This is a genomic window from Ruegeria sp. AK4, from assembly GCF_056541025.1.
On the sequence record NZ_JBQFXS010000019.1, the window covers coordinates 24,180 to 37,360 of the forward strand.

Below are 13,181 nucleotides of genomic sequence, written 5' to 3' on the forward strand. Positions count from 1 at the left end.
CGAATTGGGCGCGTATATTCTTCGCCGGCTTTTGCTGGTTATACCGACGTTGCTGGGCATCATGATCATCAACTTCACCCTGGTGCAATTCGTGCCAGGGGGACCGATCGAGCAGATACTGGCGCAGATGCAGGGCGAAGGGGATGTCTTTGCCGGTTTCGCAGGCGGCGAAAGTGGATCGACCGAGGAAACCTTTGGTTCAGACAGCGAATATATCGGCGCCCGTGGCCTGCCGAAAGAATTCATCGAAGAACTTGAAAAGGAGTTTGGCTTCGACAAACCGCCGGTCGAGCGGTTCCTGACCATGATGGGCAATTACCTGACGCTGGATTTCGGTGAGAGCTATTTTCGCTCGATCAGCGTGATCGATCTGGTGCTGGAAAAGATGCCGGTGTCGATCTCGCTGGGGCTGTGGTCCACGCTGATCGCTTATTTGGTCTCGATACCACTGGGCATTCGCAAGGCGGTCAAGGACGGATCGACCTTTGACACCTGGACCAGCGGCACGATCATCGTGGCCTACGCCATCCCCGGCTTCCTGTTCGCCATTCTGTTGCTGGTGTTGTTCGCGGGCGGTTCGTACTGGCAGATTTTCCCGCTGCGGGGGCTGACCTCGGACAATTGGGAAAGCCTGAGCCTGTTCGGCAAGATCGCCGACTATTTCTGGCATATCGCCCTGCCGATCATCGCGCTGACGATCTCGGCCTTCGCGACGCTGACACTGCTGACCAAGAACTCGTTTCTGGATGAGATCAAGAAGCAATACGTTATGACCGCCCGCGCCAAGGGGCTGAGCGAAGGCAAGGTGCTGTATGGCCATGTCTTCCGCAACGCCATGCTGATCGTGATCGCAGGGTTTCCGGCGGTTTTTATTGGCGTGTTCTTCGGCGGCTCGATCATTATCGAGACCATCTTCTCGCTGGACGGTCTCGGCCGTCTGGGGTTCGAGGCCGCGGTGGCGCGCGACTACCCGGTGATCTTCGGCACGCTGTTCATCTTTGGCCTGATGGGGCTGGTGGTCGGCATCATCAGCGACCTGATGTATGTGCTGGTCGACCCCCGCATCGACTTCGAAAAGCGGGAGGGGTAAATGGCGCTTTCCCCGCTGAATCAGCGCCGCTGGCGCAATTTCCGGCGCAATGGTCGTGCCTTCTGGTCGCTGATCATCTTCTCGGTGCTGTTCGGCCTGTCTCTGTTCGCCGAGTTCATCGCCAATGACAAACCGATCCTGGTGAAATACCGCGGTGAGTTCTACACGCCGATCTTCAACTTCTATGCCGAAACCGAGTTCGGCGGCGATTTCCAGACCGAAGCGATCTATCGCGACCCCGAGGTGATGTGCCTGATCGACAGTGGCGGTCTGGAGGATTGCTTCGACGACCCGGAAGGCATCATCGATGAGATCAAGGCCGGAACCTTTCAGGCCGAAGGGTACGAACGCGGCTGGGCGATCTGGCCGCTGATCCCCTATTCCTACAATACCAGCGTGGATCGCCCCGGTGCCGCACCTCTGCCGCCGAACGGGCAGAACCTGCTGGGCACGGATGACACCAAGCGCGATGTGCTGGCGCGGGTGATATACGGCTTCCGCCTGTCGATCCTGTTCACCCTGATCGTCACCGGGGCCGCCAGCCTGATCGGTATCTTCGCCGGGGCCATTCAGGGCTTTTTCGGCGGCTGGCTGGACCTGATCTTTCAGCGGATCATTGAAATCTGGTCCGCGACGCCTTCGCTTTATGTGATCATCATCATGTTCGCCATTCTGGGGCGAAGTTTCTGGCTGTTGGTGGCGCTGATGATCCTGTTCGGCTGGACCGGGCTTGTGGGCGTCGTGCGGGCCGAGTTCCTGCGGGCGCGCAACCTTGAATATGTGCGCGCCGCGCGGGCGCTGGGGGTGGGCAACATGACGATCATGTTCCGCCATATGCTGCCCAACGCAATGGTCGCCACGCTGACTTTCATGCCCTTCATTGTGACCGGAACCATCGGCGGGCTGGCCTCGCTGGATTTCCTGGGCTTCGGGCTGCCTTCCTCGGCCCCGTCGCTGGGGGAGTTGACCCTGCAGGCGAAACAGAACCTGCAGGCGCCGTGGCTGGCCTTCACCGCGTTTTTTACCTTTGCCATCATGCTGTCGCTCTTGGTCTTCATTTTCGAAGGCGTGCGCGATGCGTTTGATCCCAGAAAGACCTTCTCATGAGCCTGCTGGATGTGAATAACCTCAGGGTCTCGTTCCGGCAGGACGGGCAGGTGTCGGCGGCGGTCAAGGGCGTGTCCTTCACCGTGGACCGGGGTGAGACGGTGGCTTTGGTGGGCGAATCCGGCTCGGGCAAATCCGTCACCGCGCTGTCCACCGTGTCGCTGCTGGGCGACAGCGCGATTGTCGAAGGGTCTGTCACTTATGACGGGCAGGAAATGATCGGCGCGTCCGAGCAGCGCCTGATGGATGTGCGCGGCAACGATATCAGCTTCATCTTTCAGGAGCCGATGACCTCGCTCAACCCGCTGCACACGATCCAGAAGCAGATGGCGGAGTCGCTGGCGCTGCATCAGAACATCACCGGTGATGCGGCGAAAGAGCGGATACTCGAACTGCTGAACAAGGTGGGCATCCGCGACCCGCAGGACCGGCTGGACAGTTATCCGCATCAGTTGTCGGGCGGGCAGCGGCAGCGGGTGATGATCGCCATGGCGCTGGCCAACAAGCCGGACATCCTGATCGCGGATGAGCCGACGACCGCGCTGGACGTGACCATTCAGGCGCAGATTCTGGAATTGCTGGCCGAGCTGCAGAAGTCCGAGAATATGGGGATGCTGTTCATCACCCATGACCTTGGCATTGTCCGCCGCATTGCCGATCGGGTCTGTGTGATGAAGGATGGTGAGATTGTCGAAACCGGCGTGACCACCGAGATTTTCGACAATCCGCAGCACCCCTATACCCGCAAACTGCTGGCGGCCGAGCCGTCGGGGCATCCCGACCCTGTGGCATCCGACGCGGAAGAGGTCGCACGGACCAAACATCTGAAGGTGTGGTTCCCGATCCAGCGCGGGTTCCTGAAACGGACCGTTGGGTACGTCAAGGCGGTCAACGACGCGACCCTCAGCGTGCGCGCCGGTGAGACGCTGGGGATTGTGGGCGAAAGCGGGTCAGGCAAGACCACATTGGCGCTGGCGATCATGCGGCTGATTGCGTCCGAGGGCGGCATCACCTTCCGCGACAAGGACGTGCGTCGCTGGTCGACACGCGAACTCAGGCGGCTGCGCAAGGACATGCAGATCGTGTTTCAGGACCCGTTCGGCAGCCTGAGCCCGCGCATGACCTGCATGCAGATCATTGCCGAGGGGCTGGCCATTCACAATGTCGACCCCCACCGCGCCCCGCGCGAGTTGGTGGCCGAGGTGATGACCGAAGTGGGTTTAGACCCCGCATCGATGGACCGCTATCCGCATGAGTTCTCCGGCGGTCAGCGGCAACGGATCGCCATCGCCCGCGCCATGGTGCTGCGGCCCAAGCTGCTGGTGCTGGACGAACCCACCAGCGCGCTTGACATGACGGTGCAGGTGCAGATCGTCGATCTGCTGCGAGAATTGCAGCGGAAATACGGGCTGGCCTATCTGTTCATCAGTCATGACCTGAAGGTCGTGCGGGCGATGTCGCACAACGTCATTGTCATGCGGAACGGCGATGTGATCGAGATGGGCGCGGCCGAGGACCTGTTCGAGAACGCCCAGACGGATTACACCCGCGAACTGATTGCGGCGGCGGGCTGAAAACAGCCCGCCCTAAGCGCTCAGGCGCTCGCTTTCTCGCGTGCGGCGGATTTGGGCACCGGCCCGCGCAACTCCTCGTAGTGATCAAAGGTCAGCTTGACCCAGCCGGTGCCGCGCGTGGCGCTGGCCAGCGTGCGGTGCAACTCATCCTCGGCCACGGCGGGCAGCTGGGCGTTGAAAATCTCCCAGCCCGAGGCGTTGGGGTTGCCCTCGAACCCAAGAACCTGACCCTGCAGAGAGCTGATCGTGGGCACCAGATCGCCCACAAAGTCCGAGGGCAGGTGAATCTCTGCGCTCAGGACCGGTTGCAGCACCACCGGTTTGGCCTGCGGCAGCGCCTCGCGCACGGCGTTTTTGCCTGCGGTGCGGAAGGCATAGTCCGAACTGTCGACATTGTGGTGCTTGCCATCGCTCAGCGTGACTTTGACGTCCACGACCGGGAAACCCTCGGGCCCTTCGACCAGCGCGTCTTTTGCGCCATGTTCGACCGAGGGGATGTAGTTTCTGGGAACGGCGCCGCCTTTGACCACCTCTTCGAACTGGAAGCCCGACCCGCGCGGCATCGGCGCGATCGAGATCACAACATCGGCGAACTGACCCGCGCCGCCGGATTGCTTTCGGTGCCGGTGGCGGTGTTCGATGGTCGCGCGGATGGTTTCGCGATAGGCGGTTTCGACCGGCGAAGCCTCGATCTCGATCCCGAAATCTTCGTCCAGCTTGGCGGTCACGCGGCGCATGTGCTGGGGTCCTTGCGAGCCCAACACCGCATGGCCGCTCAGTTCGTCCTGTTCCAGATGCAGTCCCGGATCGATCTCGACCAGCCGCGACAGGGCATTCGAAAGCCGCACGTCATCGCGTTCATGGGCCGGGGATACCACCTGCCGATGCGCAACCGGGTGCGAGGCGGCCCATTCCGGCAGCGGCGAGGCCGTACTGCTGTCATAGAGAAAACCGGGGTTGAGGTGATCTGATTTCACCGCCAGCCCGATCTGGCCCGCCTCGAGCGCGCCGATCTGGGTCTTGGCGTCAAGCGTGGTCAGGTTGCCAACCGATTCACCCCCCAGGCTCTCATGCGCTTTCACGCCGTCGCCCAGACCGCGCAGGACGATGATTTTGCCGATGTGCTTTTTGACATCCGCAAAGCCTGCAATGGCACGGGCGTTTTCGGCGGCCTCGTCGCGGTCTGCGGCGATGTTGAACTCGGGCGCTTCGTGGCGCAGGGCTTTCATCAGCCGGGTCAGGCCGTTGCCGTGGCTGGCCGCGCCCAGGCAGGCCGGGATCAGCTGGTGGTTCTGCAGCACTTGCGCGGCAAGGTCATAGACCTCGGCGCTGGGGGGCTGCTTGTCTTCGATCAGTTGTTCCAGCAGGTGATCGTCGAAATCCGACAGGGTCTCCAGCAATTCGGTGCGCGCTTCCTGTTCTCGGTCCTCGACCGATTGCGGCAGTTCGATCAGGGCCGAGGGCTGCCCTTCCTGATACTTCCACGCCCGCTCCGAGATCAGATCGACCGCGCCGATGATGGCATCGCCGTCGCGGATCGGCACCTGACGCAGGGCGATGTGATTTGTGCAATAGGTCTGCAGCGCGGCGATGATGTCGCGGATACGTCCGTTGGGGCTGTCCATCCGGTTGATGAACAGGAAACAGGGAATGCCCGCCTCTTCGACCAGCCGCAGATAGGGCGCACACAGAACGGCGGCATCCGGGTCGGGCGGAACCACGACGACCGCTGCGTCCGAGATCGCCATCGCCGGGCCGACATAGGCCAGCGCATCGCCGCCGCCATCCACGTCAATCGCGCACCATGGCTCGTCCAGGTAAGAAAAACCGTGCAAATGCACGGTTCCGGAAACATCGAATGTGGTGGGCCGCCCGTCGAGGCGGCTGATAGCCTCGACCAGAGTGGTTTTGCCCGATTGGCTGGGGCCGAGGACGGTGAAAACGCGCATGAGTGCTGTCCCTCTTTCAGGTTGCAGATATACCTGCACGAAAAGGGCTGCCGCGCGCGGATGCGCTGGCAAGAACTGTCTGCGAATTCGCCTGCCTCAGGGTGCGAATGACACGTCCCGAGTGTGGAGAAAACCAGAGGCCTGCGTCAAGCCCCTGTGCCGGTATGAGCGGGGCGGGCCGGAAAACAGGCCCGCTGGTAAAGGGTCAGATTGCCGAACTGTGCCCCGCCTTGCTCAGGTCATAGGCGTCGAAACTGCGCGCGATCATCCGGGTCAGCGGGCGCGCCTCGGGCGGGATGAACAGGCCGTCATCAGTGATACGCAGCAGCCCGTCAAAGGCGGCATTTGCGGTCTTGTACATCGCGGTCAGCTCGGCTGCCGTCACGTCATGGTCGCGCAGGATTTCCGCCGAGTTGATCTGGAAATCGCACATCAGCGCCTCGATCAGCCGCGAGCGCAGGATATCCTGACCCTTGAACAGATGCCCGCGCGAGGTCGAGAAACTGCCGTCGCGGATCGCCTTGGTATGCGCAGAAGTGGCGGGCGCGTTTTGCGCATAGCCCTGCGGAAAGCGCGAGATTGAACTGGCCCCGACGCCGATCAGAACCTCGGCCTGATCGTCGGTATAGCCCTGGAAGTTCCGCTTCAGTTGACCTGCGCGCAGCGCCCGGGTCAGGCCGTCGTCCTGTGTGGCGAAGTGGTCGATGCCGATCTCAGCGTATTTGTCCCACAGGAACAGGCGGCGGGCGGTGTCGAACAGGTCCAGCCGCTGTTCAGGCGTGGGCAGAGCGTCCGAGGGGATCAACTGTTGGCGTTTTGCCATCCACGGTACATGCGCGTAGCCGTAAAGCGCCACGCGGTCGGGGCTGAGCGACAGCAGTTTCTGCACGCTTTCGGTCATCCGGGTCTTGGTCTGGTGCGGCAGGCCGAACAGGATATCGGCGTTCAGACTGCTGATCCCGCGGGCGCGAATCATGTCCACCGCGTCGCGGGTCGTATCGTAGCTTTGGATGCGGCCGATGGTCTTTTGGATCTCGTCATCAAAGTCCTGCACCCCGATCGAGGCCCGGTTCATCCCGGCCTCGGCCAGCGCATCCAGACGGGTCTCGTCGATTTCGTTGGGGTCGATTTCGACCGAAAATTCAGCATCCGGCCCCAGCGGCACGATGCCAAGGATATGCCGCGCCAGATCCCGCATCAGGTCCGGTTGCAGCAGGGTCGGGGTGCCACCGCCCCAATGCAGGCGGGACAGAACCACGCCATCGGGCAGGCGCGCGGCAAGCAGGTCCAGCTCGGCCTTCAGTACGTCCACATAGGCAATGACCGGGTTGTCGGTTTGCGTGCCCTGTGTTCGGCAGGCGCAGAACCAGCACAGCCTGCGACAGAACGGAACATGGATATACAGCGATATGGCGCTGCCGGGTTTGATCCCCGAAATCCAGTCGCCAAACACATCGGCCCCCACGTCATTGTTGAAATGGGGGGCGGTCGGATAGCTTGTGTAACGCGGGACTTTCGCGTCAAATAGTCCAAGCCGTGCCAATTGAGGTTTCACTATCATGCAGAAACCTTTAGGCATCGGATGACTTGGCTGCATTGACAGAGATCAAGTGGAAGCGCGCATGTTTGTTAAAGCACAGTTCGATCATTCCAATTGCGAAGATTGTCCGATCAGACACCGGGCGGTTTGTGCCCGTTGTGATGCGGATGAGCTCGAAGTTCTTGAGGAAATCAAGTATTACCGCAGTTTCGAAGCGGGGCAGACGATCATCTGGTCGGGCGATCAGATGAATTTCGTGGGCTCGGTCGTCTCCGGCATCGCGTCGCTGACGCAGACGATGGAGGATGGCCGGACACAAATGGTCGGCCTGCTGCTGCCCAGCGACTTCGTGGGCCGTCCGGGGCGCGAATCGGCGCCCTATGATGTGCAGGCGACCACCGATGTGGTAATGTGCTGTTTCCGCAAGAAGCCGTTCGAAGATATGATGAATTCGACCCCGCACATTGCGCATCGCCTGCTGCAGATGACGCTGGACGAGCTGGATGCGGCGCGGGAGTGGATGCTGGTGCTGGGCCGCAAGACAGCGCGCGAGAAAATTGCCAGCCTGCTGTCGATCATCGCGCGCCGCGATGCCACGATCGAACAGAAAGGACTGTCCGGACCCATCGTGTTCGATCTGCCGCTCACACGTGAGGCGATGGCGGATTACCTCGGCCTGACGCTGGAAACGGTCAGCCGTCAGATTTCAGCCCTGAAAAAGGACGGCGTCATCGCGCTGGAAGGCAAACGGCATGTCACGGTTCCGGATATGGGACGTCTGATGGAAGAGGCCGGCGACGATTCCGATGGCGGCTTTCTGGTCTGATCACGTTCCTGCGTGACCCGGCGGACCAACCGTGATCTACTGATTCTGAGAAACCGTATTTCAGGAGCAAGCCATGGAATTCAGTAGTCTTTTGGCCATGTTGGTCATCGGTGCCATCGCCGGGTGGCTGTCGGGCAAGATCATGGAAGGCCGTGGCTTTGGCCTGTTCGGCAATATCATCGTGGGCATCGTCGGCGCATTTCTGGCCGGTCTGATTTTCCCGGCCCTCGGGTTTGCGGTGGGCGGAGGTCTGTTATCCTCGATCTTCTTCGCGACCGTCGGGGCGATCATTCTCTTGTTCGTGATTGGCCTGATCCGAAAAGGCTGAACGCAAAAAACCGCCCGGCGGGGCGGCTTTTCCTTCATATCTGATCGGTTAATGGGCCAGGAAAACCGGAACCGCCGATTGTTCCAGCATGTTGCGGGTTGCGCCGCCGAGGATGGCCTCGCGAAAGCGCGAGTGGCCGTAGGCGCCCATGACGATCAGGTCCGAATCCGTGTCGGTGGCGTGACGGTTCAGTATGTCCGAGACGCGGCTCATCGTTTTGCTCAGAACATCGATCTCGCATTTCACCCCGTGACGGGCCAGCATCTGAGACAGCAGCCCGCCAGGGTCCGAGCGGTCCGGGCCGTGACGCGGCGGGTCGATCACCACGATACGCACCAGTTCCGCCTGTTTCAGAAACGGAAGGGCGCGGCGCACGGCCCGCATCGCCTCGACGCTTTCGTTCCATGCGACGATGACGTTTTGCGGCACCGAAAACGGCTGGGCGTCGTTGGGAACCACCAGCACCGGGGCGTGGCCTTCGAACATCGCGGCCTCGAGAATGGGTTCGGCTTCGGCCCCGCGATCCTCGCCATAGGGGTGGGGCAGGATCACCAGATCCGAGAACCGCGCGCGGTGCGCGACATGGCGGCCAAGATCGGCGATCTGCGCCACGCCGTTTTCGGCGGACCAGCGGATGCCGGTTTTGCCCAGGTAGTCCTTGGCATAAGCCAGAAGCTCATCCGCCTCGGCATTGGCCCGGCTCAGCGTTTCCTGCAGGATCAGGGCATTGGCCCCGGCATAATAGTAACCGGTCTGGCTGCGGTCGACGCCCAGACACAGCACCTCGGCATGGGCATCCTGCGCGTTGGCCAGCGCTGCCATCTGACCGAGAGCCGCCTGCGTGCCCTGCGTTTCGGTCATGATCGAGAGAAGAGATTTATACGCCATTTCGACCTCGTGCTTCGGGCCAAGGGCTTGCGACGCGCCGTTGGCCTTTGTTTTCATTGTATCCGTGTCATAGAAATCGGATTGTTGTCTTGACTCAGATCAAAGCAGGATGCGGTGCTGTTCGTCATTACAGCACGCAGACAAAAAGGTTTCGCGCGACACTGGAATCGCGTGGGGCACGGCAAAGGGACGCAAAATGTCGAATTACATCAAGCTGATCGTGCTTGGTCTGGTCGTGGTATTTGCCGCGATCGGGACCAATTATGCACGCGATTTGGCGTATCAGGTGCATGCTCTGCTGGTGATGCTCATCGCTGGCGGTTTGTTCATCTGGACGCTGCGAAACACAGATGAGCCAGATATTCTTGTCGATCGCTCGGGGGAATACATGGACGATGTGATCCGCTATGGCGTGATCGCAACCGCCTTTTGGGGTGTCGTCGGGTTCCTCGCCGGGACCTTTATTGCGTTCCAGCTGGCCTTTCCGGCGCTGAACTTCGAATGGGCGCAAGGCTATCTGAACTTTGGCCGTTTGCGTCCGCTGCACACCTCGGCGGTGATTTTTGCCTTTGGCGGCAACGCGCTGATCGCGACCTCGTTCTATGTCGTGCAGCGCACCAGCGCCGCGCGCCTTTGGGGCGGCAATCTGGCATGGTTCGTGTTCTGGGGCTATCAGCTGTTCATCGTACTGGCCGCGACCGGCTATGTGCTGGGTGGCACCCAATCCAAGGAATATGCCGAGCCCGAATGGTATGTGGACCTGTGGCTGACCATTGTCTGGGTCGCCTATCTGGCCGTCTATCTGGGCACGATCATCAAGCGGAAAGAGCCCCACATCTACGTGGCCAACTGGTTCTATCTGGCCTTTATCGTCACCGTCGCCATGCTGCATCTGGTCAACAACATGACCATTCCGGTCAGCATCTGGGGGTCGAAATCAGTGATCGTCTGGTCGGGCGTGCAGGATGCGATGATCCAGTGGTGGTACGGCCACAACGCCGTGGGCTTCTTCCTGACCGCGGGCTTCCTGGGCATGATGTACTACTTCATCCCGAAACAGGCCGAGCGTCCGGTGTTCAGCTACAAACTGTCGATCATTCACTTCTGGGCGCTTATCTTCCTGTATATCTGGGCCGGTCCGCACCACCTGCACTATACCGCGCTGCCCGACTGGGCCTCGACACTGGGCATGGTGTTCTCGGTCGTGCTGTGGATGCCTTCGTGGGGTGGCATGATCAACGGTCTGATGACGCTGTCGGGCGCGTGGGACAAGCTGCGCACCGACCCGGTGATCCGGATGATGGTGATTTCGGTCGGCTTCTACGGCATGTCCACCTTTGAAGGCCCGATGATGTCGATCCGGGCAGTGAACAGCCTGTCTCACTACACCGACTGGACCATCGGTCACGTGCATTCGGGCGCGCTGGGCTGGAATGGCATGATCACCTTTGGTGCGCTGTACTTCCTGGTGCCTGTCCTGTGGAAGCGCGAGCGTCTGTATTCGCTGCAAATGGTCAGCTGGCATTTCTGGCTCGCGACCATCGGCATCGTGCTCTACGCCGCGTCGATGTGGGTGACCGGCATCATGGAAGGCCTGATGTGGCGCGAAGTGGATGCCAACGGCTTCCTGGTGAATTCGTTCGCCGACACCGTGGCGGCCAAGTTCCCGATGTATGTGGTGCGTGCGCTGGGCGGTGTGCTGTTCGTCGCCGGCTCGGTGATCATGTGCTACAACCTGTGGATGACTGTGCGGAAGGCACCGGCCCGTGAGGCCAGCCTGACCGTCGCGGTCCCGGCTGAGTAAGGAGGGCCGGAGCAATGGCAATTCTCGACAAACACAAGATCCTCGAGACCAACGCGACCCTCCTGCTGATCTTCAGCTTTCTGGTCGTGACCATCGGCGGCATCGTGCAGATCGCACCGCTGTTCTATCTTGAGAACACCATCGAAAAGGTGGAAGGCATGCGCCCCTACACCCCCTTGGAGATGGCCGGGCGTGAGATCTACATCCGCGAAGGCTGCTATGTCTGCCACAGCCAGATGATCCGCCCGATGCGGGATGAGGTCGAACGCTATGGCCACTACTCGCTGGCGGCGGAGTCGATGTATGACCACCCGTTCCAGTGGGGGTCGAAACGGACCGGGCCCGATCTGGCGCGCGTCGGCGGGCGTTACTCGGACCAGTGGCAGATGGACCACCTGCGCGATCCGCAATCGGTGGTGCCGGAATCGGTGATGCCGAAATACGGCTTCCTCGAACATCGCAAGCTGGACGGCAAGTATATCGGTGACATCATGGCGGCGAATGCGGTCGTGGGCACGCCCTATACCGAAGAGATGCTGGAGAACGCGCAAGCCGACTTCCGCGCTCAGGCCGATCCGGACAGCGACTTTGACGGGCTGCTGGAACGCTATGGCGACAAGGTCAACGTGCGCAATTTCGATGGTCAGCCCGAGCTGACCGAGGCGGACGCGCTGATCGCCTATCTGCAGATGCTGGGCACGCTGGTCGATTTCTCGACCTTCACCCCGGACGCAAACCGTTAACGGAGGGTGTGATGGAAGAATACACGCTTCTCAGGCAGTTCGCGGATAGCTGGATGTTGCTTGTGCTGTTCATCTTCTTTGTCGGCATCGTCGTCTGGGTTTTCCGCCCCGGTGCCAGCAAGGAATACAAGGACACCGCCAATATCCCGTTCCGGCACGCCGATGCACCAGCGCCCCTGTCGGGCGACGACAAACCCGCCGAAATCAAGGAGGCGCGGAAATGAGCAAGACACCTGAAAAACAGCCGGGCGATCCGAACACCACGGGCCACAGCTGGGACGGGATCGAAGAGTTCGACAATCCGATGCCGCGCTGGTGGCTGTGGACCTTCTACGTCACCATCATCTGGGCCGTGATCTACACGATCATGTATCCCGCCTGGCCTCTGGTACAGTCGGCAACCGCCGGTGTCATGGGATGGTCGTCCCGCGGCGAGGTGCAGCAGGAACTGATCGCCTTTGAAGAGGCCAACGCCCCCATGAATGCGCGCCTGGAGGAAACTCCGCTGGACGATATCGCAGGCGATGCCGAGTTGCAGCAATATGCCATCAACGCGGGCAGCGCCGTGTTCCGCACCTGGTGTGCCCAGTGCCACGGTTCCGGCGCGCAGGGTGCGCCGGGCTTCCCGAACCTGCTGGATGACGCATGGCTTTGGGGCGGCACGATGGAGGACATACACTACTCGGTCAGCTACGGGATCCGGAACGAGGAAAGCGACGACGCGCGCTATTCCGAGATGCCGGCCTTTGGCGAAATCCTCGAGAAGGACGAGATCGCTCAGGTGGTTCAGTACGTGATGTCGCTGACCAACGCCCAGACCGACGATGCGGCGGCGCAGGCCGGCAAGGTTGTTTTCGACGACAATTGCGCGACCTGTCATGGCGAGGACGGTAAGGGAGACGTCGCCCAGGGCGCGCCGAACCTGACCGACGCGATCTGGCTTTATGGCGGCAGCGAAGAGGCGCTGACCGAAACCGTGACCAACAGCCGCTTCGGCGTCATGCCGAACTGGGACACACGCCTGACCGAAGCGCAGATCCGCGCTGTCACGGCCTATGTCCACCAGTTGGGTGGCGGTCAGTAAGGTTCAAAGAAAACCTCCGGGCGGTTTTCACCACCCGAAGGCCAAGGCACCGGCTGTTCCATCTGTTCGCGCGTTTCCAGAACAGCCGGTGCCGAATTTTGCGAATGATAGTGCCCATGCCAGACCCGGTCCACATCTTAGACCCGGCGCGGCTTTGAATTCTGTTGTCACGGCCGGGATGGCCTGCGACAATTGGTCAGCACGTGGACATCCGAGCGGTCGCACACTTCGATACACCGCTGTTTTGG

At 61.1% G+C, this 13,181-nt stretch carries 12 protein-coding genes; 9 read left to right on the plus strand and 3 right to left on the minus strand.

Features of this window, described 5'->3' with window-relative positions; translation table 11 throughout:
• Positions 1–4: 4 nt before the first annotated feature.
• From ACR0EZ_RS21280 to ACR0EZ_RS21290, 3 genes are read left to right on the plus strand one after another with little or no spacing between them, the layout of a single operon-like run.
• Positions 5–1,090, plus strand: a complete 1,086-nt coding sequence (locus ACR0EZ_RS21280; protein WP_480616710.1) for a microcin C ABC transporter permease YejB — start codon at positions 5–7, stop codon at positions 1,088–1,090.
• Positions 1,091–2,197 (plus strand): ABC transporter permease, encoded by a 1,107-nt coding sequence (locus tag ACR0EZ_RS21285; RefSeq protein ID WP_480616711.1) that lies wholly within the window; start codon positions 1,091–1,093, stop codon positions 2,195–2,197.
• The gene (locus tag ACR0EZ_RS21290) at positions 2,194–3,771 is read left to right on the plus strand and encodes an ABC transporter ATP-binding protein (protein ID WP_480616712.1); all 1,578 of its coding nucleotides are present in this window, start codon (positions 2,194–2,196) and stop codon (positions 3,769–3,771) included. The genes ACR0EZ_RS21285 and ACR0EZ_RS21290 overlap by 4 nt, the downstream gene beginning before the upstream one ends.
• 20 nt (positions 3,772–3,791) lie before the next feature.
• On the opposite strand, the gene ACR0EZ_RS21295 is transcribed toward ACR0EZ_RS21290, so the two are convergent.
• Both ACR0EZ_RS21295 and hemN read right to left on the minus strand, forming a co-directional pair.
• Complete coding sequence (locus tag ACR0EZ_RS21295) at positions 3,792–5,720, minus strand: elongation factor G (protein WP_480616714.1); 1,929 nt, start codon at positions 5,718–5,720, stop codon at positions 3,792–3,794.
• A gap of 205 nt (positions 5,721–5,925) precedes the next feature.
• On the minus strand, positions 5,926–7,281 hold the full coding sequence (hemN, locus tag ACR0EZ_RS21300; protein ID WP_480616715.1) for an oxygen-independent coproporphyrinogen III oxidase: 1,356 nt from the start codon (positions 7,279–7,281) through the stop codon (positions 5,926–5,928).
• 61 nt (positions 7,282–7,342) lie between these two features.
• Here hemN and fnrL point away from each other — a divergent pair, with 61 nt between their 5' ends.
• Both fnrL and ACR0EZ_RS21310 read left to right on the plus strand, forming a co-directional pair.
• Positions 7,343–8,086: a transcriptional regulator FnrL gene (gene fnrL / locus ACR0EZ_RS21305; RefSeq protein ID WP_480616717.1), complete on the plus strand. Its 744-nt coding sequence runs from the start codon at positions 7,343–7,345 to the stop codon at positions 8,084–8,086.
• A gap of 73 nt (positions 8,087–8,159) precedes the next feature.
• The gene (locus tag ACR0EZ_RS21310) at positions 8,160–8,414 is read left to right on the plus strand and encodes a GlsB/YeaQ/YmgE family stress response membrane protein (protein WP_480616719.1); all 255 of its coding nucleotides are present in this window, start codon (positions 8,160–8,162) and stop codon (positions 8,412–8,414) included.
• Between the two features lie 48 nt (positions 8,415–8,462).
• On the opposite strand, the gene ACR0EZ_RS21315 is transcribed toward ACR0EZ_RS21310, so the two are convergent.
• On the minus strand, positions 8,463–9,302 hold the full coding sequence (locus ACR0EZ_RS21315) for a universal stress protein (protein WP_480616753.1): 840 nt from the start codon (positions 9,300–9,302) through the stop codon (positions 8,463–8,465).
• Between the two features lie 196 nt (positions 9,303–9,498).
• Between ACR0EZ_RS21315 and ccoN the strand changes: the two genes are divergently transcribed.
• From ccoN to ccoP, 4 genes are read left to right on the plus strand one after another with little or no spacing between them, the layout of a single operon-like run.
• A complete protein-coding gene (ccoN, locus tag ACR0EZ_RS21320) occupies positions 9,499–11,106 on the plus strand; it encodes a cytochrome-c oxidase, cbb3-type subunit I (RefSeq protein ID WP_480616721.1) in 1,608 nt (535 codons plus the stop codon).
• Between the two features lie 14 nt (positions 11,107–11,120).
• Positions 11,121–11,849, plus strand: coding sequence for a cytochrome-c oxidase, cbb3-type subunit II (gene ccoO / locus ACR0EZ_RS21325; RefSeq protein WP_480616722.1), 729 nt, complete (start codon positions 11,121–11,123; stop codon positions 11,847–11,849).
• 11 nt (positions 11,850–11,860) lie between these two features.
• Positions 11,861–12,073 (plus strand): cbb3-type cytochrome c oxidase subunit 3, encoded by a 213-nt coding sequence (locus ACR0EZ_RS21330; RefSeq protein ID WP_480616724.1) that lies wholly within the window; start codon positions 11,861–11,863, stop codon positions 12,071–12,073.
• Entirely contained in the window at positions 12,070–12,933 is an 864-nt protein-coding gene (ccoP, locus tag ACR0EZ_RS21335) for a cytochrome-c oxidase, cbb3-type subunit III (RefSeq protein WP_480616726.1), read from the plus strand. The genes ACR0EZ_RS21330 and ccoP overlap by 4 nt, the downstream gene beginning before the upstream one ends.
• The last annotated feature ends 248 nt before the right edge of the window (positions 12,934–13,181 follow it).